Origin of the sequence: Desulfovibrio desulfuricans DSM 642 (assembly GCF_000420465.1) — a bacterium.
Taxonomy (GTDB): domain Bacteria; phylum Desulfobacterota; class Desulfovibrionia; order Desulfovibrionales; family Desulfovibrionaceae; genus Desulfovibrio; species Desulfovibrio desulfuricans.
In genome coordinates this window covers 51,301-77,907 of the sequence record NZ_ATUZ01000017.1, presented here as the reverse complement: position 1 = coordinate 77,907, position 26,607 = coordinate 51,301, and the positions used below count along the sequence as shown (strand labels likewise).

General features: G+C 58.9%; 20 protein-coding genes. 9 read left to right on the top strand and 11 right to left on the bottom strand.

The window, feature by feature from the left end; translation table 11 throughout:
• Nucleotides 1-74 precede the first annotated feature (74 nt).
• Nucleotides 75-1,286 carry an acetate kinase gene (locus tag G449_RS0112820; RefSeq protein ID WP_022659719.1) on the top strand — a complete coding sequence of 404 codons (1,212 nt, stop codon included), beginning with the start codon at nt 75-77 and terminating at the stop codon, nt 1,284-1,286.
• A 176-nt stretch (nt 1,287-1,462) separates the two neighbouring features.
• Here the strand turns inward: G449_RS0112820 and G449_RS17150 are convergent, their stop codons facing one another.
• The 5 genes from G449_RS17150 to G449_RS17145 all read right to left on the bottom strand — a co-directional run bounded on the left by G449_RS17150 (nt 1,463) and on the right by G449_RS17145 (nt 8,010).
• Nucleotides 1,463-2,839, bottom strand: a complete 1,377-nt coding sequence (locus G449_RS17150) for a haloacid dehalogenase-like hydrolase (RefSeq protein ID WP_159060478.1) — start codon at nt 2,837-2,839, stop codon at nt 1,463-1,465.
• Nucleotides 2,840-3,252: 413 nt separating this feature from the next.
• Nucleotides 3,253-3,990 carry a hypothetical protein gene (locus G449_RS0112810; protein WP_022659717.1) on the bottom strand — a complete coding sequence of 246 codons (738 nt, stop codon included), beginning with the start codon at nt 3,988-3,990 and terminating at the stop codon, nt 3,253-3,255.
• A gap of 42 nt (nt 3,991-4,032) precedes the next feature.
• Nucleotides 4,033-5,724, bottom strand: coding sequence for an NFACT RNA binding domain-containing protein (locus G449_RS0112805; RefSeq protein ID WP_022659716.1), 1,692 nt, complete (start codon nt 5,722-5,724; stop codon nt 4,033-4,035).
• A gap of 438 nt (nt 5,725-6,162) precedes the next feature.
• Nucleotides 6,163-6,525: an RNA polymerase-binding protein DksA gene (gene dksA / locus G449_RS0112800; protein WP_022659715.1), complete on the bottom strand. Its 363-nt coding sequence runs from the start codon at nt 6,523-6,525 to the stop codon at nt 6,163-6,165.
• Between the two features lie 333 nt (nt 6,526-6,858).
• Entirely contained in the window at nt 6,859-8,010 is a 1,152-nt protein-coding gene (locus tag G449_RS17145) for an adenine nucleotide alpha hydrolase family protein (protein WP_081640572.1), read from the bottom strand.
• Between the two features lie 211 nt (nt 8,011-8,221).
• Here G449_RS17145 and recA point away from each other — a divergent pair, with 211 nt between their 5' ends.
• The 7 genes from recA (at nt 8,222) to G449_RS17140 (ending at nt 18,611) form a co-directional block, all read left to right on the top strand.
• On the top strand, nt 8,222-9,304 hold the full coding sequence (recA, locus tag G449_RS0112790) for a recombinase RecA (RefSeq protein ID WP_022659713.1): 1,083 nt from the start codon (nt 8,222-8,224) through the stop codon (nt 9,302-9,304).
• 80 nt (nt 9,305-9,384) lie between these two features.
• A complete protein-coding gene (gene alaS, locus G449_RS0112785; RefSeq protein ID WP_022659712.1) occupies nt 9,385-12,060 on the top strand; it encodes an alanine--tRNA ligase in 2,676 nt (891 codons plus the stop codon).
• A gap of 10 nt (nt 12,061-12,070) precedes the next feature.
• The gene (gene ahbC / locus G449_RS0112780; RefSeq protein WP_022659711.1) at nt 12,071-13,255 is read left to right on the top strand and encodes a 12,18-didecarboxysiroheme deacetylase; all 1,185 of its coding nucleotides are present in this window, start codon (nt 12,071-12,073) and stop codon (nt 13,253-13,255) included.
• Nucleotides 13,256-13,530: 275 nt separating this feature from the next.
• Complete coding sequence (gene hemB, locus G449_RS0112770; RefSeq protein ID WP_022659709.1) at nt 13,531-14,517, top strand: porphobilinogen synthase; 987 nt, start codon at nt 13,531-13,533, stop codon at nt 14,515-14,517.
• Nucleotides 14,517-15,722 carry a heme b synthase gene (gene ahbD / locus G449_RS0112765; protein WP_022659708.1) on the top strand — a complete coding sequence of 402 codons (1,206 nt, stop codon included), beginning with the start codon at nt 14,517-14,519 and terminating at the stop codon, nt 15,720-15,722. The genes hemB and ahbD overlap by 1 nt, the downstream gene beginning before the upstream one ends.
• Nucleotides 15,723-15,739: 17 nt before the next feature.
• Nucleotides 15,740-16,231 carry a siroheme decarboxylase subunit alpha gene (gene ahbA / locus G449_RS0112760; protein WP_022659707.1) on the top strand — a complete coding sequence of 164 codons (492 nt, stop codon included), beginning with the start codon at nt 15,740-15,742 and terminating at the stop codon, nt 16,229-16,231.
• Between the two features lie 226 nt (nt 16,232-16,457).
• On the top strand, nt 16,458-18,611 hold the full coding sequence (locus G449_RS17140) for a methyl-accepting chemotaxis protein (RefSeq protein WP_051135456.1): 2,154 nt from the start codon (nt 16,458-16,460) through the stop codon (nt 18,609-18,611).
• A 130-nt stretch (nt 18,612-18,741) separates the two neighbouring features.
• Here G449_RS17140 and G449_RS0112750 read toward each other — a convergent pair whose 3' ends face one another.
• Nucleotides 18,742-19,488 (bottom strand): SAM-dependent methyltransferase, encoded by a 747-nt coding sequence (locus tag G449_RS0112750; protein WP_027180984.1) that lies wholly within the window; start codon nt 19,486-19,488, stop codon nt 18,742-18,744.
• A gap of 572 nt (nt 19,489-20,060) precedes the next feature.
• On the opposite strand from G449_RS0112750, the gene G449_RS0112745 reads away from it, so the two are divergent.
• Nucleotides 20,061-21,203 (top strand): D-alanyl-D-alanine carboxypeptidase family protein, encoded by a 1,143-nt coding sequence (locus G449_RS0112745; RefSeq protein ID WP_022659705.1) that lies wholly within the window; start codon nt 20,061-20,063, stop codon nt 21,201-21,203.
• Between the two features lie 95 nt (nt 21,204-21,298).
• On the opposite strand, the gene G449_RS0112740 is transcribed toward G449_RS0112745, so the two are convergent.
• The 5 genes from G449_RS0112740 to G449_RS0112720 form a co-directional block, all read right to left on the bottom strand.
• On the bottom strand, nt 21,299-22,048 hold the full coding sequence (locus G449_RS0112740; protein ID WP_022659704.1) for an SDR family NAD(P)-dependent oxidoreductase: 750 nt from the start codon (nt 22,046-22,048) through the stop codon (nt 21,299-21,301).
• A gap of 3 nt (nt 22,049-22,051) precedes the next feature.
• A complete protein-coding gene (locus G449_RS0112735; protein ID WP_022659703.1) occupies nt 22,052-22,483 on the bottom strand; it encodes a MarR family winged helix-turn-helix transcriptional regulator in 432 nt (143 codons plus the stop codon).
• Between the two features lie 167 nt (nt 22,484-22,650).
• On the bottom strand, nt 22,651-24,174 hold the full coding sequence (locus tag G449_RS0112730) for a YifB family Mg chelatase-like AAA ATPase (RefSeq protein ID WP_022659702.1): 1,524 nt from the start codon (nt 24,172-24,174) through the stop codon (nt 22,651-22,653).
• A gap of 129 nt (nt 24,175-24,303) precedes the next feature.
• On the bottom strand, nt 24,304-24,924 hold the full coding sequence (lepB, locus tag G449_RS0112725) for a signal peptidase I (protein WP_022659701.1): 621 nt from the start codon (nt 24,922-24,924) through the stop codon (nt 24,304-24,306).
• Between the two features lie 264 nt (nt 24,925-25,188).
• A complete protein-coding gene (locus G449_RS0112720) occupies nt 25,189-26,499 on the bottom strand; it encodes an NCS2 family permease (RefSeq protein WP_022659700.1) in 1,311 nt (436 codons plus the stop codon).
• Between the last annotated feature and the right edge of the window lie 108 nt (nt 26,500-26,607).

Sequence of the window (26,607 nt, the reverse complement as noted above, 5' to 3'; positions counted from 1 at the left end):
TTACTGACGCAAGGCATGCGCCACAAACTGCCGGCCCGCGATCAGAATAAACAAGTTTAAGGAAAGGAAGAGTCATGAAAATTCTGGTGATTAACGCGGGTTCCTCGTCCTGCAAGTATCAGTTGCTGGAAATGGACACGCGCAGCGTGCTCTGCTCCGGTCTTGCCGAGCGCATCGGCCAGGAAGGCGGACGCCTCACCCATAAAATCGCCCCCGATACGGACAAGGAAGAAAAGCTTGTTCGCGAGGCCTTCTTCCCCACCCATGTCGAAGCCATGGAACTGGTCATCGCCCTGCTGACCGACGGCGACAAGGGCGTTATCAAGGACAAGAGCGAAATTTACGCCATCGGCCACCGCGTGCTGCACGGCGGCGAAGCCGTGAGCGATCCCGTGCTGGTGAATGAGCGCGTGAAGCAGATTGTGGAAGAATGCGCCGTGCTTGGCCCCTTGCACAACCCCGCCAACCTCATGGGCATTGAAGTTGCTGAAAAACTCTTCCCCGGCGTTCCCAACGTGGCCGTGTTCGATACCGAATTCGGCATGGGCATGCCCAAGGAAGCCTTCATGTACGCTCTGCCATACGAGCTGTACGAAGAACTGCGCATCCGCCGCTACGGCTTCCACGGCACCTCGCACAAGTATATTGCCAACGCCACTGCCGAGTTCCTTGGCAAGCCCCTTTCCGAGCTGCGCTCCATCACCATGCACCTCGGCAACGGCTCTTCCATGAGCTGCGTGAAAAACGGCAAGTGCTTTGACACCAGCATGGGCCTCACCCCGCTGGAAGGCCTTGTGATGGGCACCCGATGCGGCACCATTGACCCGGCCATCGTGCCCTTTGTCATGGAAAAGAAGGGCCTCAGCCCCTCCGAAGCCGATACCCTGATGAACAAGAAGTCCGGCCTGCTTGGCCTGTGCGGCTATACCGACATGCGCGATGTGCATGCCCAGGTGGACAAGGGCAACGAACGCGCCGAGCTGGCCCTCAAGCTGCTCGTACGCAGCATCAAAAAGACCCTTGGTTCCTACTTCTTCCTGCTTGAAGGCAACGTGGACGCCCTGGTGTTCACCGCCGGCATCGGCGAAAACGATGACATCGTCCGCGCCATGGTCTGCGAAGGCCTTGAAGCCTTCGGCATCAAGCTGAACAAGGAAGAAAACAGCACCCGCAAGCCCGGCGCGCGTATCATCACCACGCCGGACAGCAAGATCCCCGTGATCATCATCCCCACCAACGAAGAGCTCCAGATCGCCCTTGCAACGGTGGAAGTGCTGAAAAAGTAAGCTCCCTTACTTTTGCCTTATTGCATGTCAAAGGCCGCCTCCGAAAGGAGGCGGCCTTTTGTTTTGTCGTGTGTTGCTCGCTGGAGTGAGCACCGCGTGGGGCCTCACCGCAAGCTAACCGCTAAATTGATGTGTCAGGATGTAAAGTCTCACCGCAAAATCCAATTCTCCAGCCTCTAACGTATGGACTTATACCCGTCATACGTTTTGAGCTTGCCCGTAAGCTTGGGAGCGTCATTGATCAGCACGGGCACAGGGGTGCCGCTTTCGAGCTTTTTCAGCCAGCCCTCGGCCTTGCTGCTGAGCAGTTCGGGCTTGTCCTTGCCCAGCTGCTGCACTTCGGGCCTGGGCCACAAATATCCGCCGTTTTCATTGCGCCCTTGCAGGAGGTAGCGGGTATTGCCCAGCTGCACGGCTTTGGCCACGGTGAGCTTTTTCTGGTTCTGGTACAGGGCCACGGCTGCCAGAATACCGGCATCGTCCTTGCGGGCGCGGTTAAGCGCAAGGCCCACGGCGGTGTCGGCATATTCGCTCACAAAGTTGAAATCACCCTGCGAGTCAAAGGCCACAAACACGGGGCCGCGCCCACGGTACAGGGGCGCAATGAGCTTTGAAATACTCAGCGTTTTGCCCTTGCCCTGGGTCTGCGCATGAAAATCATAATCATAGGCATTGATGTACTTGCCGTTCTGTTCCTTGTTGGTCATGGCAAGTACGCCGTCCACGCCTTCAATGCCAAAAACTTCGGGGCTGACCGCAGCGGAGATGACATCAATAAACGAGGCAGAACACACCCAGGCGTCAAAACCATTGACTTCAAGCGCGTGGAACAGCTCCTGAATTTCAGGCGATACCGTTATGCCCTGCTTGTATGATACTGTGAGCTGCCCGGCCTTGCTGCCCTTGTAGGCCGCGGGGCTCTGCCACTTGCGCTTTTGCCAGAAGGCAGGGTCGGCGCTGGCCTTGCGGTAGTGCACAAAGGCCTCGTGCGCCATGCCGTAGACCTGCTGGGGCGTCATGCCTGTAAACCAGTAGGTGATCCAGGGGTAGGAAACGGAAACATCCATGGTGTCGCCAATGGCGTCATAAAGCCAGCGCGCCTTGGTGGCAAATTCCTTCCAGTCGTCGCCTGCCTGCATCTTCTGCATTTTTTCGCCGTAAATTCCGGCGGGTGAAACATACCCCTGCGCGTACAGCCTTTTGTATGCGGCAGCGGCATCGGCAGCAACCGTGGCAACCGTGAGGTTGTTATATTCCTTGCCCAAATCCATGTTGATATCCGGCACACCGGTGGTCAGCACGGCGTACATTTGCTCGGGCTTGACGGCAAAGCGCATGTGCTCCAGCTGATTAATGGCAAGCTGCTCTTCCACATCCAGAATGGAAACCGTGTTGTCAAAATCAAAAACAGCGTAAGGCCGGATGGAGGGATTATAGTTGGGGCTGCCCTTGCCGTAGAGCACAAACATTTCATTGAGGCTCTGCCTGACGGTGGGATCCCACCCCTCGCGCTGCAACATGACAGTATCCGCTGCGCCAGCGGCGGAAGCCATGAACATCGCCGCTGTAACCAACAAACAGCACACCCATAATCTGCATTTTTGCATATCGCACACTCCTGCAATCAGTTTTGTTCCTTGCACTGCCATGCCAAGGTGAATCTGCCCCAAGCCGCGGCTCTACGTTAGAATCTTCACAGCTGGAGGAAACTTGTAAGTGACAAAAATGTTGCAGTTTGTGTGCCATCAATAAATCTTCAATATACTGCATTTGTTTATAAAATATGCTGGAAAATTATAAAATGACATAGAACTGATACAATTCCGTAAAAGGCACTTGCGCACGAAACAAAATTGTAATTTTATGCATTTGTGGAATTATATGCTTTTTGCACAAAAAAGGCCGCCCTAAGGGCGACCCTGCTGGCGGCGCAGACACTTCCGCCGACAAATTCAGAACCAGCGTGTTACGCTGAAGCCTGCGGCAAGACCTCGCTCATGGCTTGCTCAAACTGCTGAATATAGCTGTCCAGCTTCTTTTTGCGGTTGTAGTCGTTGGAACTTTTCATGTACAGGCCACCGCCCACGGCTACTACAAGGGCAGAAACACCCCCGAATTTGGCGCTCATGTTCAGGGCATCGGGCAGTCGGCGCACAAATTCATCCATGCTTTCCGTAAACAGATGCATAAGGAAGCTAAAGCACACCAGACCCACCAGAAAAACAATAGCGCTGACTTTACAAACTTTTTTCAGCGGGTACTTTTCAACCACATATTCGTTGGCACGAGCCAGACCGCAGCGCTTCATCACAGTGGCAGCGTCTGCAAATTCGTAGCGTTGAACCATAGATTCGCCGGAGCCATTGGGGGCTGTGCTGCGGACGGCATAGACCTCCAGCGGCACACTTTCGCCGAACGAACCATTTTTTACATCTTCGACGGGGCCCAGACAGCCAAGTACCAGTGAATCACCCTGTGCAGCCGCAAAGGTTCCCGGCAAGGGCAGTTGCACTTCCGTGCCGTATTCCAACTGAAGGGCAGCGCTCTGCCAGCCTTTTTCTCCACGGGGCATACGCAACGCCATGCCGGCGCTATCCCCCAGTGACACAACGGTTCCTCGCGTGTCGGCCGTGGGCGCTGTGCCCAACACAACCGCCTTTACGGCCATCACGCGAAAATTCCTGCCTTCAACTGTAAAATCCATGAAAACCTCTCTCCATAATGCGCCCGTGGGGCTTGCCTCCCTTTACCGGGGCAGCAGCGTTTCCTCAAGGGCAATATCCACTGGAACCTCGCGCGAGGGCAGTGACTTGTCTATGCGCACCGTGCCCGCAGGGGCGTTGCGCATGGGTTTGACGTGACGCACCTCGGCATACTGTATGCGCGCGCGGGCGGCGTCGCGCTGCCAGCTTTTGCAGGCGGCCAGCGCCCCGGCCTCGTCAAGGGTGCGCGGCGGCACTTCCTGCCCGCCGTGGGCGCGGCGGATAATCACATGCGAACCGGGGCCGTTTTCCGCATGCAGCCAGATATCGTGCGGGGCAGCAAGCTTGCGCGCTGCCAGATTGCCCTTGGAATCGCGCCCGCGCAGCAGCACAAAACCATCTGAACTTATAAACATCTGCACATTCTTGGGCAGGGTGGCGGCCATGCCGGAACCTGCTGCGCGCCCGGTGGAAGCCGCCTCATCGGCAGCGCCCGCAACAGCGCCCAGCAGGCTGCCAGGCCAGATGCCGGGCCGGGCCTGACGCAAGGAGGCCAGCTCGTCTTTCAGCGCGGCCCGCCGCACGGCCAGATGCTCCATGCCCCGTTGCCCGCGCCGGGCCGTATGAAAAAGGCGGGCCATTTGCTCGCGCACGGAAAAACGCAGATCCAGCGGTATTTCCCGCGCCGGGCCATGCGAACCTTCCTCCACGCTGACGGAAGCCGCACGAAAATCCGCAGGCCAGCGCCACAACTCGGCCTGAAGCGCAAGAGCGTCTGCCTGGCAAGCCATCATCTTGCCAAGGCGGTTTTCTTCCTCTCGCAGTTTTTCCAGCAGTTTTGCGAGCTTGCGCGCGCGCCTGTCCAGAGGCTGGGCAGCCTCCCGCGCCTGATCCAGAGCCAGTCGGGCAAGCACCATGTCTTGCCCTGCCAGTTCGGTCAGGTTCAGGGCATCCGGCCCGCAATATTCAGCAATGGATGGAGCGTCCGCATCCTTGCCCTGCAAGGCCTTTTGCTGTTCCGGGGGAAGGGGCCAGGCGCTTATGGCAAGCACCGGACGTGGCATGACCGGTGCAGAGGCATTGTCGGAGGCAGGCACGCATGGGCCATAGCAGAATACATCCCCGCCGCCCGCCCGCAGGTCTTCCAGCAAGGCCCACTGTTCCGGTTCTTCAAGGCAGGCAAGGGTTCGGCGCAGGGCGGGGGTAAGCACAGGCCACTGCCGCCAGTTGTTCAGGGCATCCGCCAGTTGCGCTGGCTCGGGCCAGGCGGCCTGCTCATCTTCCGGCGATTCATTCTCGGCCAGAAAGCGGAGCGAAGGCCCATCGCGCAGATCAAGCAGCAGCCAGGTCAGACGCGGGGATTGCTCCGTGCCAGCATCAGCCTGCCCCAGTTGCGGCAATAACAGTTGGGGAGCCTCTGCGCCGCCGCCAAGCAGCAGCCACAAACAGCGCTCGCTCCAGCGAGCTACGCAGGCAACAATGCGCCGACCAGCGGCATATTTGCGCAACCGCATGATGGGAGCTGAAGGTGCGCGGCCCACGCTGATGCGCTGTGAGGTAACAAAGCAGAACGGTTCCTTGCGCCCAAAGCGCAGACAGAGCTGCCGCTTGCGCCCACCGCTGTAGACCATGAGGGCCAGCAGGCCATCAGCGGGTTCCTGAATTTTTTCCACCCTTGCACCAGTGAGCAGGGGGGTCAGGTCTTCACAAAAACGGCGGAAAAGATGGGCATCCATAGAAAAAACCGGCTTCGGGACAAGGTGAGTGGCTGGGGAGTAAACGGGGGGGGCAAAACGGCAAGGCACAGCAGACGGCCCGCTCGGGATGGAAGGCCTACCCTGCCGAAGACAAGGCCGCACAACGCCCCCAGCGTGTGCGCAGACGCAACGGCAAACGCAGTTCCGGGTGCACCCGATGACCGACCGCAGGCTGGCTTAATTGCGCAGGCGGTTCGGGCAACAGCCTCGCCAGCATATCCCATGGGCATGATTCGGCCATTACAAACAGGGCCAAAAGTCTCGCAGACCCAGTTCGCCAGCCCCCCGCCGCACGGCGAATCCACCGGGAGTCTGCCCGAAGAATACATGCAATCAGGCGCAAGCGGGAGTGCGCGAGCGCAGCGCCCGCCTGGCCGAAAGCAACAAAAACAGTGCCTTTAAGGCAAAGAAATGACGTTAATCGCCGCGAAGGTGTTCGTCTTCTTCCTGTTTGGCTTTGCAGTTGATGCACAAACGCGTCACAGGCCGGGCCTTGAGACGGGGAACGCTGATATCGTCGCCGCAGTCTTCACAAATCCCGTAGGTGCCATCGTCAATGCGGGTAAGGGCTGCCTGGATCTTGCGGATCAGGCGGCGCTCACGGTCACGGATGCGCAGGGTAAAGGCCCTGTCGGATTCTGCAGTGGCGCGGTCAGCCGGGTCGGCAAACACTTCGTTGCTATCCGTCAGTTCTTCCAGGGTGCTGTCACCCTTCTGCTTCGCTTCTTCAAGCATGTCGGAAAGAAGCTTGCGAAAGTATTCCAAATCCTTGTGATCCATTTAAATCCTCCGGCGGACGCCGCTGGGGGGCGCATGAACGGTCTACTAATAGGCCTGACAGGAGCATGCATGGAGCAAGCGATTCGCACCGCATATCCTGCATTGGCCAGCCATGCGGCGGCATGGCCCGCTCAGAGCACCTCTCAATGAAAATGCTCTTTTGATGCAATGGACTCATATAGCTACATGCGCAACCTTTGTAAAGCTGTGCCCTCAAGATTACGCAAAGCATGCACTTTGGCGACTGGCACAAACAGAAACCCCGGTTAAACCGGGGCCTAAGGTGTCATAAAAGCACAACAATAAGAAGTTATGGTGAACGTTGTGTGGCAATCAGGCACCAGTTGGATCGTCTTCCCGTCCGGCTTCAAGTCGCTCCGCCTCGTAGCGGGCTTCGCGGGCTGCTGCCTTGGCGGCATCCTGTGCGGCCTGCCGCTCGCGCGCTTCGGCGCGGATAACGCCCTTGATCTCGTCCCAGGCAGGCTCGTTCCACAATTCCTCGCAACGCTGCGTGGGAACGGATATGTCTGTGAATTCCTCGCCACGGCGGGCGCGCACAAACACATCCCCGCCGGTGGCGACGGCCTTGGGCGCATAGGAGGACGTCATCTGACAGGCGGTGCGCAGCACGTCCTCGGGCCACAAGGCTCCGTTGCGGGCCAGAGCCAACGGCCCCGGCATGTCGCGCATGCGCAGGATAAGATCGTCCGAGCCTGCGGCTGCGGCCAGCAGGTCGTTGTCCGCGCTGTTGCGCCCAACGCACAGCCAGTAGTGGTTCTGCCCTTCGCTGTGCCAGAACTGACGCCCAAGATTGGCAAGGGTAAAATCACTGGCGCTTGGCTCCGACAAACGGGTAAGCACCAGCCAGTAGCGGCGGGCGTTCTCACGCTCGGTCAGACGGCAGCCGCCCCCCGGCGTGGGAATTTCCTTGATGCCGTATTCCTTGGCAAGGTTCAGCTGCTCGGTGCGGCCCCGGCCCCAGATGCCCAGCAGACGCGAGCGGTCCACAAGCCCGCTGTCTTCAACAGGGGTCGGCGGCAGATGCTTGGCGCACAGTGGCCGCAGCAAAATATCGGCCACGGCGGCATCACGCATGATAACGTTCAGCGTGTCGCGCCGCTGCGACATGGGGCGCTGGCCCAGCACCTCGCCCGAGGCCAGAGCCTTGGCGCCCACGCTTTCCATATATTTGCGGGCCTCGCGCAGCAGCAGTATCTTGCAGTCAACGCAGGGGTTGAGCACCTTGCCAAAGCCGTGTTCCGGCCTTTGGCGCAGCATGGCTGCAAACTGTGGCCCGACGTCCTGAGTAACAATATCAAGGTCGTAAATCTTGCGCCAATGTGCCGCCGCCGCTTCGCCGCCAAAAAAGGGCGAATAAAAATGCAGGCAGCGCACGGCAAGCCCTTGGCGTTCGAGCAGTTTGGCTGTGAGCAGGCTGTCGAGCCCGCCGGAAAACAATACGATGATTTGGGGAGAATCGCTCATGCCCGCGCTTGTACGACAGCATGCGCCGCCGCGCAAGGGGCGCATGCAAGCCTTGCCCTGCTTTTGCCTGCTTGCAATTATCATTATCAGGAATTAAACTCAATTAACGGCGACACAAGCGCAGCCCCTCCGCCGACCTGGCATTTGCCTTGCTCGCCTTGGTCTGCTACACTGACGCGCTTGAAGATATTTTTACCCGGAGCAATGAGCTATGGCGAAGAAACCGGCCATGAGTCAGGAAAACGCGCGCGCCGAAGCCTTGGGCACCGCACTTGCCACCATCGAACGCAAGTACGGCAAGGGCGCTGTGATGAAGCTTTCCGACGATGCCCACGTCAATATTCCCGTGATCCCCACAGGTTCAATCGGCCTTGATCTGGCACTTGGCGTGGGGGGCATTCCGCGCGGGCGCATCAGCGAAATTTTTGGCCCGGAATCTTCGGGTAAAACCACGCTCACCCTGCACATCATCGCAGAATGTCAGAAGATGGGCGGCACCTGCGCCTTTGTGGACGCAGAACACGCTCTTGACATTGCTTACGCCAAGCGTCTCGGCGTCATCACCGACGAACTGCTCATTTCGCAGCCCGATTACGGCGAACAGGCGCTGGATATTGCCGACATGCTCGTGCGTTCCGGTGCGGTTGACCTTGTGGTAGTGGACTCTGTGGCCGCGCTTATTCCGCAGGCCGAACTTGACGGCGACATGGGCGAAACGCAGGTAGGCGGCCATGCCCGCCTTATGTCGCACGCCATGCGCCGCCTCACCGGCACCATTCACAAATCGCGCACGTCTGTGATCTTTATCAACCAGATCCGCATGAAGATCGGCGTGACCGGCTACGGCAGCCCCGAAACCACCACCGGCGGCAACGCGCTCAAGTTCTATTCTTCCGTGCGCCTTGATATCCGGCGCATCCAGACCCTCAAGGACAAGGAAGAATCGTTTGGTTCGCGCACCAGGGTCAAGGTGGTCAAAAACAAGGTTGCCCCGCCCTTCCGCAGCGCCATTTTTGATATTCTGTACGGACAGGGCATCTCCCGCTCTGGCGAACTGCTCGACCTTGGTATTGAAGCCAAGATCATCGACCAGAGCGGCTCGTGGTTTGCCTTTGGCTCTGAAAAGCTCGGCCAGGGCCGCGAAAAAGTACGCGCGCTGCTGGACGAAAACCTTGATCTGCGCAACCAGATTGAAGCCAAGGTTGTGGAATTTCTGGGCCTGAACCCCAAGGAATTTGTACCCACAGAAGAAGACCTGGACGAAGGCGAAGCCCCCACGCCCACTTACGAATAAAGGCCATTTTTTTACTTGCGACCGCGCGCCTTGGTGGTGCGCGGTCGTTGTTCGCGCAGACCCCATTACGGAGCCAGTAAATGCTCACCGCCAAAGAAATACGCCGCCGCTACCTCGAATTTTTCAAACGCCACCAGCATGAAATTGTCGAATCCGGCCCCATCATTCCGCCCAACGACCCCACCCTGCTGTTCACCAACGCGGGCATGGTGCAATTCAAAAAACTGTTTCTTGGCGAGGAAAAACGCGCTTACAGCCGCGCCACCACCTGCCAGAAGTGCCTGCGCGTTTCGGGCAAGCACAACGACCTCGAAAACGTGGGCCGCACCGCGCGCCACCATACGTTTTTTGAAATGCTGGGCAACTTTTCTTTCGGCGACTATTTCAAGCGCGAAGCCATCACCTGGGCCTGGGAATTTGTAAGCAAGGAGCTTGAACTGCCCAAGGAAAAGCTCTGGGTCACAGTGTTCCGCGAGGACGACGAGGCCGCGGCCATCTGGGCCGAGGTTGCCGGTCTGCCCGCCGACCGCATCGTGCGTATGGGCGAAAAAGACAACTTCTGGACCATGGGTGATACCGGCCCTTGCGGCCCCTGTTCCGAAATCTATGTGGATCAGGGCGAAGACATGTCTTGCGGGCCGGACTGCGGCATCGGCAAGTGCGACTGCGACCGGTTCCTTGAAATCTGGAACCTCGTGTTCACCCAGTTTGACCAGTCTGCCGACGGCACCCGCGTGGCTCTTGCCAACCCCAACATTGATACGGGCATGGGCCTTGAACGCATGGCCGCCGTTGCCCAGGGCAAGCGCTCCAACTTTGACTGCGACCTGTTTCAGGAAATCATCCAGTACGCCGCCTCGCTTGCCAATGTGAGCTACAGCTTCAGCGCGCCCGACACCAACGATGTGGATACGGCCCTGCGCGTCATTGCCGACCACAGCCGTTCGGCGGCCTTTCTTGTGGCTGGCGGCGTGCTGCCCTCCAACGAGGGCCGGGGCTATGTGCTGCGCCGCTTGATCCGCCGCGCCCTGCGCTTTGCCACGCTCATTGGCGTGAACGAACCCTTCATGTACAAGGTGGCCCGCAAGGTTACGGAAGTGATGGGCGATGCCTATCCCGAACTGACCGAACATGCCGACTTTATCGCCCGCGCCGTGCATGAGGAAGAACAGCGTTTCTCCCTCACCCTGCAAAAGGGTCTGGAACTGCTGGACGAAGAACTGACATCCCTCAAGGCCGCCGGACAGACGCAAATTCCCGGTGAGTTCTGCTTCAAATTGTACGACACCTACGGCTTCCCGCTCGATATCGTGACTGACGTTGCCGAAAAGCGCGGCTTCACCGCTGATGCCAAGGGCTTTGAAAAGCATATGGGCGAACAGCGCAAGCGCGCCCGCGAGCATCAGAAAAAGGGCGGCCTGCTGGGCCAGGCTGACGGCGCAAACGTGTTCAAGCCGCTGCTGGACGCTGGCGTAACCAGCACCTTTGTGGGCTATGAACGTCTGACCGAAACCAGCCCCCTGACCCTGTTGCTCAATGCTGCTGGCGAAGAAGTGGCCGACCTCGGCGAGGGCGATACCGGCTACGCCATTACCGCTGCCACGCCTTTTTACGGCGAGGGCGGCGGTCAGGCTGGCGACATGGGCACGCTGGCAAGCACCTCTGGCGAGGCGCGGGTGCTGACCACCCACAAACCTGCCCCCACCCTGCTGGTGCATGAAATTGAAGTGACCAAGGGCGAGCTGCACAAGGGCGGCGAGGCCACCCTCAAAGTGGACGCTGACCAGCGCAAATCCACTGCCCGCAACCACACCTGCACTCACCTGCTGCATGCTGCCCTGCGCCGCGCGCTGGGCACCCATGTGAAGCAGGCCGGTTCTCTGGTTGACCCGCACCGCCTGCGTTTTGACTTTTCGCACATTGCGGCCCTCACGCCTGAAGAACTGGCTGCGGTGGAGCGCGACGTGAACCGCGCCATCATGGCCGACCTGCCTGTGGCCGCCAGGGAAATGCCCGTGGCCGAAGCCATGGCAACCGGAGCAATGGCCCTGTTTGGCGAAAAATATGGCGATATTGTGCGCGTGCTCACAGTTTCCGGCGCGGAAAAGGGCGAACCTGAATCCGTGGAACTGTGCGGCGGCACACACCTTGAACGCACCGGCGAGGCCGGGGCCTTCATGATCGTTTCTGAAAGCGGCGTAGCCGCCGGCACACGGCGCATAGAGGCCGTAACCGGCTGGAACGCCTATGCCCAGGCTGTTGAACAGCGCGCGGAACTTGCCGCGCTTTCGGGCATACTCAAGGCGCGCCCCGGTCAGTTGGCCGAACGCGTGGCCGCCCTGCAAGGCGATGTGAAAAAGCTGCGCAAGGCCTCGGAAAAGGCCGCCGCCGCGCCTGCCACCGGGGCCGATCTGGCCGCCCGCGCGCAGGACGTCAACGGAGTGCGCATGCTGGCCGCCAAGCTTGATAATGTTCCTGTGAAAGCCCTGCGCGAAGTCATGGACGATGTACGCTCGCGCCTTACCGACAATGCCGTTGTCTGCCTGGCAACGGCTGAAGACGGCAAGGTTGGGCTTTTGCTTTACGTTTCCAAAGACCTGCACGGAAAATTCACTGCCCCCGCGCTTATCAAGGACGTGGCCGCTCCCTGCGGCGGCTCCGGCGGCGGCAGACCCGACCTGGCCCAGGCGGGCGGCACAAAGGCCGATGGCATTGACGAGGCCTTTGCCGTGCTGAAACAACGCATCGAACAATAAGGACAAGGCCATGATAGGCATTTCCAAACTGTATTGCGGACAGGTCGAACCTTCCGACGCACTGCGTTACGGACGTGAATCGGGCAAGCTGCCCTCGCACCTGTTGCAGTTCTCCAAAGATAAGAAGCCCGTTGTGGTCTGGAACATGACCCAGCGTTGCAACCTCAAGTGCGTGCACTGCTACGCCCACGCCATTGAGGTTGACGGTTCGGACGATATCAATACCGCTCAGGCAAAAACCATGATCGATGATCTGGCGGCCTACGGCGCGCCGGTCATGCTGTTCTCCGGCGGCGAACCACTGGTGCGCAAGGATCTGGTGGAGCTTGCCAGCCACGCCACCTCCAAGGGCATGCGCGCGGTTATTTCCACCAACGGCACGCTCATTACCAAGGAAAAGGCCCGCGAACTCAAGGAAGTGGGGCTTTCCTACGTTGGCATTTCGCTGGACGGCATGGAAGCAGTGCACGACAAGTTTCGCGGCGTGCCCGGTGCTTACAAAAAAGCGCTTGAAGGCATTGCCAACTGTCAGGCCGAAGGCCTCAAGGTGGGCCTGCGCTTTACCATCAACAAGCGCAACGTGTCTGAAATTCCCGGCATCTTCCGCCTGCTCAAGGACCTGGAAGTGCCCCGCGCCTGCTTCTACCACCTGGTGTACTCTGGCCGTGGTTCCGAGCTTATCAAGGAAGACCTGGATCACGCCGAAACCCGTCAGGTGCTCGATCTTATCATGGATGAAACCCGCGCCCTTTTTGACGCTGGCAAGCCCAAAGAAATCCTTACTGTCGACAACCACGCCGACGGCCCCTACGTATGGATGCGCATGAAGCGCGAAGATCCCAAACGGGCCGAAGAAGTGTTTGAGCTTTTGCAGTACAACGAGGGCAACAGCTCTGGTCGCGGCATCGGCTGTATTTCGTGGGACGGCAAGGTTCACGCCGACCAGTTCTGGCGCGACCACACCTTTGGCAACGTGCTGGAACGCCCCTTCTCGCAAATTTGGGACGACCCGCAGATCGAACTGCTGCACAAGCTCAAGGACAAGAAGACCCACGTCAAGGGCCGTTGCGCCAAGTGCCAGTTCCTGAACATCTGCGGTGGCAACTTCCGCGCCCGCGCCGAAGCCTATTACGGCGACGAATGGGCTCAGGACCCTGCCTGCTATCTGACTGATGAGGAAATCGGCATCAAGTAGCGCCCCGGCGCAGCCCTTTTTCCGCTGAATGTGCAAGCATGGCGGCGCGCCCCGGTCGTAGCCCGCTACGTTCCGCCCAGGCGCGCCGCTTGTTTTTTATGTGGACAAAAGGGCATACTGATACTGCGTAAAGCACCCGGCAACCGCTGTGCAAACAGCAACAGTCACGGCTGCCGCGCCTTTGCCATACAGAACAACTACTGCATCACCGGCAGCATTGCCGCACAGGCTGGCCAAGCACCGACCTGCAACTCGCAGAATAAAGGACAACAGCCATGACCACATTCCATAGAGGCCGCCGCCTTCGCGCCACCCCGGAACTGCGCTCCATAGTACGCGAAACCCCGCCCCTTCTGGTTGAAGACTGCATCATGCCCTATTTCGTTGTGGAAACTGACGACAAGGGCTTTCGCAAAGAAATAGGCTCCATGCCCGGCCAGTTCCAGCTCAGCCTTGCCGAACTGGAAAAGCAGGTGGAAAAGGCCGTGGATACCGGCCTGAAATCCGTCATTCTTTTCGGCATTCCCGAACTCAAGGACGAATACGCCTCCGGCGCTTACGCCGAGGACGGCATCGTGCAGGAGGCCGTGCGTCTGCTCAAGCACCGCTGGCCCAAGCTCTACGTCATCACTGACGTCTGCCTGTGCGAATACATGAGCCACGGCCATTGCGGCGTGCTCATGCCCTCTGGCGAAGTAAACAACGACGCCACCCTGCCCCTGCTTGCCAAAACAGCGGTGAGCCATGCGGCGGCAGGCGCGGACATGGTTGCCCCTTCCGACATGATGGATGGCCGGGTAGCCGCCATCCGCGAGGCGCTGGACGAAGGCGACCTTATGGCAACGCCGATCATGTCCTATGCCGTCAAATACGCCTCGGCCTACTACGGCCCCTTCCGCGAAGCGGCGGAAAGCGCCCCGGCCTGCGGCGACCGCAAATCCTATCAGATGGACCCGGCCAACGCCCGCGAAGCCCTGCTTGAGGCCTTTGCCGACCTAGAAGAAGGCGCGGACGCCCTCATTGTGAAGCCCGCCGGGCCTTACAGCGACATCATCCGCACCGTGCGCGACAATACAAGCGTACCCCTGTGCGCCTATCAGGTGAGCGGCGAATACTCCATGATCCGCGCGGCTGGCCTCAATGGCTGGATCGACGAGCGCGCCGTCATGCTCGAATCCCTCACGGGCCTGAAGCGAGCCGGGGCGGACATGATCATCACCTACTTTACAGAAATCATCCTGCGCGAAGGACTGGCACGATAATGAGCAATCACCCTCACAACATGGGGCACCCCGGCGGCCATCCCGCTGGCCATCCGGGCGGGCACCCCGCAGGCGCTGCGGGCAACCCTTCCTCCGGTCATCCGGACGGCATCTCCGCCACCCTGCGCACCCTTGAGGACGGCAGCCCCGCCTGTCGCCTCATCGCCTGGGAAGTGACCCGTTCCTGCAATCTTGCCTGCAAGCACTGCCGTGCCGAGGCCCACACGGAGCCTTACCCCGGCGAGCTTTCTACGGAAGAAGCCAAGGCGCTCATCGATACCTTTCCGCAGGTGGGCAAGCCCATCATCATCTTTACCGGCGGCGATCCCATGATGCGGGCCGACGTGTACGAGCTGGTGGCCTATGCCCACAGCAAGGGCCTGCCCTGCGCCTTTTCGCCCAACGGCACCCTCATAACCCCCGAAAACGCACAAAAAATCAAGGATGCCGGGGTCAACCGCTGCTCCATTTCCATTGACGGACCAGACGCCGCCAGTCACGACAGCTTCCGGGGCGTACCCGGCGCGTTCGAGGCTTCGCTGCGCGGCATCGAATACCTCAAATCCGTGGGCGTGCCCTTTCAGATCAACACCACGGTCACGCGCAACAATCTGAGCAGCTTCAAAAAGATATTCGAGCTGTGCGAAAGCATCGGCGCTGCCGCATGGCATATTTTTTTGCTGGTGCCCATGGGGCGCGCCTCAGGTCTGGCCGATCAGGTCATCACCGCGCAGGAATACGAAGACGTGCTGCACTGGCTGTATGATTTCCGCAAGAGCACCAGCATGCACCTCAAGGCTACCTGCGCACCGCACTACTACCGCATCATGCGCCAGCGCGCCAAGGAAGAAGGCATCAGCGTTACGCCCGAAACCTTCGGCATGGACGCGCTCACGCGCGGCTGTCTTGGCGGCACGGGCTTCTGCTTTATCAGCCATGTGGGGCAGGTGCAGCCCTGCGGCTACCTTGAGCTGAACTGCGGCAACGTGCGCGAAACTCCCTTTCCGCAGATATGGCGCGAGAGTAAATACTTTTTGCAGTTCCGCGACCAGTCCTGTTATACGGGCAAGTGCGGCGTGTGCGAATATCACAAAGTCTGCGGCGGCTGCCGCGCCCGCGCCCACAGCATGGACGGCGACCACATGGGCGAGGAGCCCCTGTGCACCTATATTCCGGCCAAACTGCGCCGCAAGGAAAACCCCTGAGCCACATGAGGAACGCCATGACGCAGCCTACGGCCCACGCGGCCACCACCGAAACGCTGATGGACAGCGTTGACCGTCAACTGCTGGATATCATCCAGACAGGCTTTCCCCTCACGCCGCGCCCCTATGCAGATCTGGGCCAGATGCTTGGCATCAGTGAGGAAGAATCTTTTGAACGCGTGCGCGGCCTCAAGGCCCGCAAGATCATCCGCCGTCTGGGGGCCAACTTCCAGTCGGCCAAACTGGGTTTTGTGTCTACCCTGTGCGCCGCCAAGGTGCCGGACGACAAAATGGACGACTTTGTGGCGCGGGTAAACGCCTGCCCCGGCGTGACGCACAACTACCTGCGCGAGCATGCCTACAATATCTGGTTCACGCTTATCAGCCCCTCGCGGGAAGAAAGCCAGGCCACGCTTGATGCCCTCACCGAGGCCACCGGCATTACCATTCTTAACCTGCCTGCCACCAAACTGTATAAAATCCGTGTGGATTTCCGCATGGATAATTGAAACAGTCAGTTAATCGGCGCCCGACTGCCGGGCGCATCTGCCCACTAGAGAATCCTTCAGTCTAGCACAACCCCACCCGAGGTGCGCTCACGCAAGCGCACCTCGGGTGGGGATCCCCCTTGATTTTCTGTCATTAAAATTGAATATTAATTTCAATTTAATGCCTAAACTATTTGCCTGTCCGATCCGAAAAGTCTTTCAGACAAGAACCAGCATAGGGGGAAGAATGAATATTTCTGTTAAGTTCAAGGCATTGCTGCTTGTCAGCACGATGATGCTGGTATCGCTTGGAGGATATGCTCTGCTGCTGCTCAACATGGCGACTATGGAGCAGGAATATAACGAGCAGACCAAGACCGCGGTTGAACAGAGCATCCGCACCGAGGCAGAAAAAGTTAACACATATATGGCGCTGGTGCAGGAAGGCGCCGCTGCCATAGCCATAGCCGGGCAAAATCTGCGTCATGTCCAGCAGGGGCACGAAGCGGATCTCGCCGATGACGTTGCAGCCATGCTCAAGGCGAGCCTCACCCGCTACCCCGAGGCTTCGGGATGCGGCCTCTGGTTTGAACCGGGCGCTTTCCGGGCCGATCAGCGTTATTACGGCCCCTACGCCTACTGGGACAAAGGCAAGATCGAAATGACCATGGAGTACAGCACGCCTGAGTACGATTACCCCAGGCAGCCATGGTATACTCAGGCCATTCCCGAGCAGTGGGACAGAAGCAAAAAACGCCAGGACAGCGTATACTGGTCTGCCCCGTATCTGGACGAGACCTCCCACAAGCTCATGATAACCGTGGCTGGCATCATGCATGACCGCCAAGAGCGTATTGTCGGCGTGTCCACTCTGGACGTGAGCCTGGAAAACCTCCGCAAGACCGTGGATGGCATTAGAATCACCCCCAATTCCCGCGCCTTTGCCGTTGATTGCAGAAGCGGGCTCATCGCCGCTTTTCCCGCTGATAGTGCCCTGTTGTTGCAGCCGGTGGCAAAGCTGCCCTTCAACGGGGCAAAAAACGAGCTCACCACCACAGCGCCCGGCAGCCTCGCCCAGTACACTCTTATGGTCAGCGGTCAGCCCACCACGGTTTTTTACAGCGTATCTCCCACCGGCATGGGCCTTGGCATAGCCATTCCCGACGCCGAACTCTTTGCAGAAGCCCGGCAGCTGGCCGAGAGCAACCGCCACACTGCCATGGGTGCTGTGGGCATACTCCTTGTGCTGGCCTGCGTGGTTATTCTGGTGCTGAACAGAACCATCATCAGCCCCATTCTTTCACTGGCCTCATTCTCCCGCTCTGTTGCGGCGGGCAACCTTGAAACACCCATCTCATCTGACTACCAGAGCGAATTTTCCGTTTTGCGCAACGCGATGGTATCCATGCTGGAATCGCTGAAAGAAAAAATGCGCGAAGCTGATAATCGCACCGCCGAGGCGCGCGTAAGCGCAGAAAATGCCGAGCAGGCGCAGCATGCAGCAGAAGAAGCCACCCGCAAGGCCGAAAGCGCCAGAACAGAAGGCATGCGTGACGCCGCCCAGCGCCTGAGCCAGGTTGTGGCGGCCCTCACAGCGGCCCTTGGCAGTTTGGCTGCCCGCGTGGATGAAACATCGGAAGGCGTGGAAACGCAAACACACAGGATTGCGGAAACAGCTTCTGCCGTGGAAGAACTGAGCGCATCCGTGCTCGAAATAGCCAAAAACGCGGAAACTACCGCAAATCTGTCAGAAGACTCCCGCCATGCCGCCGAGCAGGGTTCGCAGCAGTTTGCAACAGTGCTGCAGGACGTAAGCGCCATTCACAAGGATTTTCAGACTGCCTGCGACTCTGTGGACGACCTGAGCAACAAGGCTGATGCCATCGGGGCCATTGCCCAGACTATTGAAGATATTGCCGACCAGACAAACCTGCTGGCCCTCAATGCGGCCATTGAAGCCGCCCGGGCAGGCGAAGCCGGACGCGGCTTTGCCGTTGTGGCCGATGAAGTGCGCAAACTGGCGGAAAAAACCATGACCGCAACGCGCGAGGTGGGGCAGTCCATTGATTCCATCCAGCAGGCCGTGCGCGGCACCCTTGGCAGCATGGGCAGCACCAAGGAAGTGCTTGAAAAATCCATGCAGGAGGTCAACAAGGCGGAAAGCCTGCTTGGAAGTATTGTCAGCCTCGCCATGGAATCTTCCGATCAGGTGCGCGCCATCGCCACGGCTTCCGAGCAGCAGTCGGCCGCCACAGGCGAAATCAACGCCTCCGTGTCTGCCGTGAGCAGCATTGCCGAAGGCACAGCTACTGCCATGCAGGAGGCCGCCAACGCGGTTGAGGCGCTCAGGCGCCAGTCTTCTGCCCTGGCCGAACTGATAGCAGAGCTGGAAAAAGCCTAGGCCCGAACCTAGCCCGATCACACATAACCGCCATGCCTCGTTCTTTCATGGGTTCGAGGCATGGCGGTTTTTGTAACCCACCCTTGGGGAACAATCGCTTTGGGAATACATTTCACCAAGGCAGCCGTGGCTACCGCGCCATGAGTGCAAACACGCCCCAGCCAAGGTACTCGCGCGTATACATGGCGTACCGCTTTGGCTCGCTGGTCAACTGGCTGCGAATTTCTTGGGCAAAGTCGTCATCCGGGTTCGCCTCAAGCCAACGCCGCATGGTCAGCCACTTGGCAGCTTCGTACCTGTCCCAGCCATCCTGATTTGCCAGAACCATTTCCACAACATCATAGCCGAAGTTGCCAAAGCATTCTATGAGCCCAGGCAGGGGGAGAAAGTCGGCAATGGCAGTTGCGCCGCAGCCTCTGGCAATGTCTTCCGTGGGCGGCATACAGCGCCAGTACGGCTCGCCAATGAGGATGATCCCGCCAGGGCAAAGGCTTTGCTTCAAAAGCTCAATGGTGCCCGCAACGCCGCCGCCTATCCATGTGGCCCCAACGCAGGCGGCCAGATCAACCTTTTCAGCCGCAACGTAACCTGCGGCGTCAGCATGGACAAACTCCACCTGACTGGCAACGCCCAGCTCTTGCGCGCGGAGCCGTGCCTGCCCGCAAAACAGCGGGCTCATGTCTATGCCAAGGCCTGTGATGCCGTAGTCACGCGCCCATGTGCAGAGCATTTCGCCCGAGCCGCTGCCAAGGTCGAGCACGCGGGTTCCCGGTTTGAGCCGCAACGCCGCGCCGAGGGTAGCAAGCTTTTCTGACGTATAAGGATTATGGATGCGGTGTTCGCCTTCCGTGATGGTGAAAATACGGGGGATGTCCAACACTGTAGCCTCCTTGCCATGTTTCATGCACCGCAATATGGGGTGGCCTGTGCCACCAGCCAGTTGCTCTTGCATGTTGCAATAAAGAGATAAAAGCATTTTATTCTTCAGTTCATGCAGTCATGATGCCGTGCCGTCATATACCGCACATGCCACATGCAAGAGCATACTATGCTGCACCCACAGCAAAAGCATTCTACTTATTGCTTCAGAAATGAATAAACACCACGCGCATTCCCTTATGGCATCAGGCGCCGATTACGCCTGAACCACTGCCGCATTCAATGAAGTCTCTGCGGCTAAATTCCGCTGCAACCGGAGTTGGAACAACGTTCCCCGGGCTGGCACGCACAAGCGCGCAAAAAGATCGCAAAGCGGGGGCGCACTGCCCGCTTGCCATAACTGCCCATCTTTAGTACACAAGCATTGCGTTGTTCCATTTAGCAAATCTCTAAACTTTTTCTCGTGGCTTTCCTCAACACATACGCCCGCGACCCCACGGCCCAGCCGTTGCAGCCGCGTAGCGCAGCGCACTTGAGGCTTGACGTCCAGCCAACGCATAAGGACTGTGCATGACCAGCACCCGTCGTTTTTGCCTGCCGCTCCGCACGCTCTTTGCTATCGCCGCCCTGCTTTGTGCAGCTCTTCTGTCACACCCCGGCGCTGCGTTTTCGGCCCCGCCCATTCCGCCGCAAAGTTCCCTTGGCGTCTGCTCCGCCATTTTATACGACCTTGACCGCGACGCCATACTGTTTGAGCAAAATGCCGACCAGCGCATTCCCCCTGCCTCGCTGACCAAGATCATGTCCATGTTTCTTGCCATGGATCAGATCAATTCCGGCCTGGCCCGCAGTGACAATACTACCACGATCAGCCGCAATGCGGCCCGCACCGGCGGCTCGCGCATGGGCCTCAACGAGAACGAGCAGGTTACGCTTGACCAGCTCCTTACGGGCATGGCTGTTTCTTCCGGCAACGACGCCAGCACGGCCATGGCCGAATATGTGGGCGGCTCCGTGCCCGCGTTCATCAACATGATGAACGCCAAGGCCCGCGATCTGGGCATGCGCGACAGTTACTTTGTCAATCCGCACGGCCTCCCGGCCAAGGGGCAGTACACCACCGCGCGCGACATGCTGACCCTTGCCCGCGCCTATCTGCATGCATACCCCGATGCGCTGCGCTTCCATAACACCCATGTGCTAAACTACCGGGGCCGCGTCACCTGGAACAAAAATCCCCTCCTTGGGCAGTACCCTGGCGCGGACGGCCTTAAAACCGGCTGGATCAACGCCTCGGGCTATAATCTGGTTTTCACGGCGCTCAAGGGCGACAAACGCCTGCTGGCCGTTATCATGGGCGCGCCCGATTCGCAGATCCGCAGCATTGAAGCCTTCCGCCTGCTGGATGCCGGTTTTGAGGTATGCAACAGCGAGGCTCCCACAGTGCTGGCTGCTCTGGATACCTTGCCGCGCGAAAAGTATCACCCCGACATTCGCAAAAATGCCCGCGAGGCTTACCACCAGTTTGCCGGAAATGACCGGGGCGAGGGCACGCAGACCGTACACCGCGCCAAGGCCACCAACCACAGCAAGCAGGCCAAGGCAACCAAAACGGCCAAGAACAAAAAGAAAAACGTGGAAAAAGTCGCCCGCCAGCGCGGCAATGACAATGACGGACAGGCAGCCCGACGCGTTGCCAACAACGCAAGCTAAAGCAAAGCCGCCCAACTGAAAATTTTGAAGGCCCGTGAACCACAAAGGTTCACGGGCCTTTCTTATAAAACCGCGGGGGGAGAGACGTTCCACGTCTATTGCGCAGTGTAGCCACCGTCTACAGTATAACAACCGCCTGTAATGAACGATGCTTCATCTGAAAGCAAAAAAGCCGCCAGTTTGCCCACCTCTTCCGGTTTCGCCATCCGTTTCATGGGGTGAGATTCCGCCATCATCTGCCGAACGCCTTCCGGCAACTCTTTCATCCGGGGGGTATCAACATAGCCTGGGGCCAGAGCGTTTACACGTATACCTTTTTCTGCAAATTCCAGCGCAACAGATTGGGTCAGTCCCACAACGCCATGTTTGGCGCAAGTGTAAGGGGCAATCCCCGGAATCCCCACCATGCCGTTGACGGCGGAAAGATTGACCACCGCGCCACCTCCGTTCCTGAGCATGGCGGGGATAGCATACTTCATCCCATAAAAAACGCCGCTCAGATCCGTCTGGATAACTTCCTGCCAGTCTTCCACATCATAATCGCATATGGAGACGCCATGCGGCCCGGTTATACCCGCATTGTTCACAAGATAGTCAATTCTTCCCCAGCGCTCCATGATGGAATCAATCAAGTTTTTGACGGAAATGTGGTCTTTGACATCTGCAATCATGGGGAAAACGCGTTGTCCGGATGGATCCATGTTCCGTGCCGTGGCCTCGATAGCCGCACTGTCCCTGGCCGTTATAACCACTGTAAGCCCACGGCCATAAAGCTCCTGAGCGATGGCTTCGCCAACGCCGGTGGAAGCGCCTGTAACTATGGCGATATTGCCCCTAAATTTCATTGGTTACGCCTTTTCCTTTCCCTTGGCGGACGAAGCTACGATTTTGCGGCAAAGGGTCGCAAAGGTTTCGCGTTCCTGTTCCGACAAGGCGGCTTCGATAGTGAGCAGCAGTTCTTTTCTGAATTTTTCCGCCCTGTTAAGAAAATCTCTTCCCTCGGGAGTGATTGATATGTCGTAACTGCGCCTGTCGGTTCCGCTTTTCTTTTGCACAATATGATTTTTATCCAAAAGCCTTTTGGTAAGCTTGGACGTGCCAGATTGCGAAATTCCACGCAGGGTGGCCAGTTCCGTGGTGGTTTTGCTGCCGTTCGCGACCAGGGCATCCAAAATTTCGTATTGCGCGGTGGTGATGCCTTCCACATTGAATCGGTTAAGAGTGTTGATTACCAAACATTGAAAAGGGATGTACGATTTTTCCAACATATCGTTTTCCATAAACACCTCATATATAGAACTGGGGAAATATATTCCTCGGTTGATATATGACTGTGTCATGTATTTAGTCAAGAACACTTCGCGCCCAGGTGTCGCCCTAAATTAGGGCTGACCAAGGGCGTTAACATTCTTTAAATTTGTGGGATGTTGCTGTGTTGAAAAGAGAATCAGCCTCTGTCCAGCACCCGGAGCGACACAGCTTCGGCCAGGTGCCGCGTGGCAATGCTGGCGGCATCGTCCAGATCGGCAATGGTCCGGGCCATGCGCAGCACTCTGGCGCATGCCCGTGCGGAGAGGGAAAGACGGTTGACCGCGCCCTCCATCAGGGCATGGCCTTCGGCATCCAGCGCGCAATGCTGATCGAGCAACGCGCCGGAAAGTTCCGCATTGCAGCGTGGCCCGTCGCTGCCGTAGCGCGCCCGCTGGGTTGATCGAGCCTTGAGCACGCGTTCGCGCATCTGCGCGGACGAAGCGCCTCGGCCTGCACCGCGAAAATCCGCATAGGCCACAGCAGGCACTTCCACATGCACGTCAATGCGGTCAAGCATGGGGCCGGAAAGGCGTGACTGATAGCGCACCCGTTGTTCCTCGCGGCAGGTGCACTGGTGCGTGGGGTCGCCGTAATAGCCGCATGGACAGGGATTCATGGCTGCCACAAGCATGCAGGCAGCGGGAAAGTTCACACTGTGCGCGGCGCGCGCAATGGCAGCCACGCCGCCTTCCAGAGGCTGGCGCAACGCCTCAAGGGCTGTTTTGCGAAATTCGGGCAGTTCGTCCAGAAACAACACCCCTCGGTGGGCAAGACTTACCTCGCCGGGGCGCGGGTAGCCCCCGCCGCCCACCAGCGCCACATCGGATATGGTGTGGTGCGGCGCGCGAAAGGGCCGCACACGCATAAGTCCGGCCTCGGGCGGCAGCTTGCCCGACACGCTGTAAATCTTTGTGACTTCCAGAGATTCTTCAAAGTCCAGCGGCGGCAGAATGGTAGGCAGGCGCTGAGCCAGCATGGTTTTGCCGCTGCCGGGCGGGCCTATGAGCAGCACGTTGTGGCCGCCAGCTGCGGCCACTTCCAGCGCACGTTTGGCGGCCTCCTGGCCTTTAACTTCGGCATAATCCTGCCTGTAGGCAGGTGCTTCAAGCATATCGGGCACGGGTTCGCACAGAGGCTCAAGCGGCTCCGCACCAGCCAGAAAGGCCGCGCAGCGGCCAAGCCCCTCGGGCGCAAACACCTTGAGCCCGCGAACCACCGCAGCTTCCGCGCCGTTGCCAGGGGGAACCACCAACCCTGCGGCTCCCTGCTGGCGCGCCAGCAGGGCCAGAGGCAACACGCCGCTCACCGGGCGCAACGCCCCGTTGAGAGAAAGTTCGCCCGCAAGATACATTCCCTGTAAAGGCTCCGCAGGTATAATCCCCGCAGCGGCCAGCAACCCAACGGCCAGCGGCAGGTCATAGCTTGCGCCGCTCTTGCGCCGCCAAGCCGGTGCAAGGTTTACCGTAATCCGCGCCGGGGGCAGCTTGAAGCCGCAGGCCCGCAAGGCGGCAAAGACCCTGTCCTTGGCCTCGCGCACCGCTGTTTCCGCCAGCCCCACCATGGTGAAGCCGGGCAGCCCCTGCCGCACGAAGTCCACTTCCAGTTCCACGGGGTAGGCATCCACACCTTCAACCCCGCCGCTGTTCAAACGGACAACCATGCGTTCTCCTTGACCCTGCAAATGATAAGCGGCGCGGATTGTTGCATCTACCCGCGCCGCAAAAGTCTTGTCGTCAGGCGCACCGGGCAAATCCCGTCCGCGCCTGCAAGCAGAATGTACCGCCAGATGCTATTGCACGGCCTTGCCGATGCGATCCCAGCGGATATCGCCCAGACCGCCCCACGACCAATAGATGCGCCAGGCTTTGGCGCGTATGGCGCTGCGGTCCACGAGGCCCCAGAAGCGCGAATCCATCGAGTTGTCGCGGTTGTCGCCCATGACAAAATACTTGTCTGCGGGCACGGTAATAGGGCCAAAATTGTCGCGCACCGGCTGGATGCGGTCAGGCTCGGTAAAGCGGATGTAGGCTTCCTTTACCGGCTCGCCGTTGCGGAACAGCTGCTTGTTGCGCACCTCAATGGTGTCGCCGGGCGTTCCAATGATGCGCTTGATGTAGTCCACGCTGGGATCATTGGGGTATTCAAAAATGATAATGTCGCCCTTGACCGGGTCGCTCCCCTTGTAAATGTAGGAGTGGGTAAAGGGAATCTTGATGCCGTAGGAAAACTTGCTTGCCAGCAGGTGATCGCCCACAAGCAGGGTTTTAACCATGGATTCCGAAGGAATCTTGAATGCCTGCACCACAAAGGTGCGGATGACCAGAGCCAAGATAAGCGCGACGAACAGAGCTTCGCCGTATTCCCGCCACAGGGGTTTGGGGGGGCGCTGTGATTGCAGAAGCATTGCCATGTGCGAATATTCCTCATGTGCCCTTGGGGCTGGTGAGCGTTACATTTTCGGTCGCAAAGTATGCCCTGATGCGAGAGTAAAGGCAAGGTGCAGTGCTTCTTCTCCCCGCGGTTCCGCAAAAAAGCAGGCCCCCGCCCGGCATCAGCCGGAACAGGAGCCTGTTCAGCAATCACAGTGCGTTGCCGTTATGGGGCTTGGAGCAGTCTACTCTTGCAAGGTTCGGATGCCCCGCGCGAATCTTGAAAAATCGCGCCGCAAAACACTCTACTGAAGGCGCAGGGCAAAGTTGACCACAAAGCACAGGGCAATGATCAGCATCACCACGTTAAGATCCTTGAAACGCCCGGAAAGCACCTTGATACCGACCCAGCTCACAAAGCCAAAGCCAAAACCCGTGGCGATGTTGAAGGTAAGCGGCATGCTGATGATGGTCAAAAAGGCGGGCAAAGCCACGGTAAAGTCCTTGAACTTGATGCGCCCCACTTCCTGCATCATCATGGCGCCCACGATGATCAGCACAGGGGCCGTCGCATAGGCGGGCACCATGCCCACCAGCGGCGCAAAGAACAGCGTGAGAAAAAAGAGCACGGCAATGGTCACGGCGGTCAGGCCGGTGCGGCCGCCCTCGGCCACGCCTGCGGCGCTTTCCAGATAGCTGGTGGCGGTGGTCGCGCCCATGACGGCGCTGGACATGGTAGCGATGGAGTCGGAAATCAGGGCCTTGTCCAGATTTTCGATGTGCCCGTCTTCACGGATGAATCCGGCTTTCTGCGAAAGGCCGATCAGCACGCCCATGTTGTCGAACAGGTCAACCATGGTCAGGGTAAAGATGATGGAGATCAGGCCGTGGTGCAGCGCACCCTTGAGATCCATCGCCATGAAAGTCTCGGTGGGCAGGGGCAGGGCGGCGTTGAAAATGCTGCCCTGCGGCATCTGCGACACGCCAAGCATCATGCCGGCGGCGGCAATAACCACGATGCCGATGATCATGGCGCCAGGCACGCGCAGAGAAAGCAGCGCGCCGATGAGGAAAATGCCTGCCACAGAAAGCAGGGTCTTGGGATCGCCAAGGTTGCCCAGCGTCACAAAAGTGGCGGGGCTGGCGGCCACAAGGCCGCAGCTCTTCATGCCGATAAAGGCGATAAACGCGCCAATACCCACCACAATGGCGTACTTGAGATCCATGGGGACGGCATTGATGATAAGCTGGCGCACCTTGGTGACAGTGAGCAGCAGAAAAACCACGCCTGAGATGAACACAGCGCCGAGGCCGGTCTGCCATGTATAGCCCGCCGGGCCGCAAACATAGTAGGCAAAAAAGGCCGTGATGCCGAGGCCGGGCGCGACGCCCACGGGAAACTTGGCCCACAGGCCCATGATCAGCGTGGCGATGACGGTAATCCAGATGGTGGCCGCCACGGCGGAATCCTTGGGCATACCAGCGTCAGCAAGCATGCCGGGAACCACAAAAATCAGATAGCACATGGCCATAAAGCTGGTGAGTCCGGCCAGCATTTCGCGCCGGACCGTGCTGCCTCTGGCCGCAGGATTAAACATTTTTTCCAGTATGCCCATGACATCCTCCTCTTGTTGCCGCACCGCGCGCCCAAGATATCAAGTTGCTTTGCGCCGGGCAGCAGCCCCCATGCCGTTAATCGCCTCGTCGGTCTGCCCTTTGCAGCG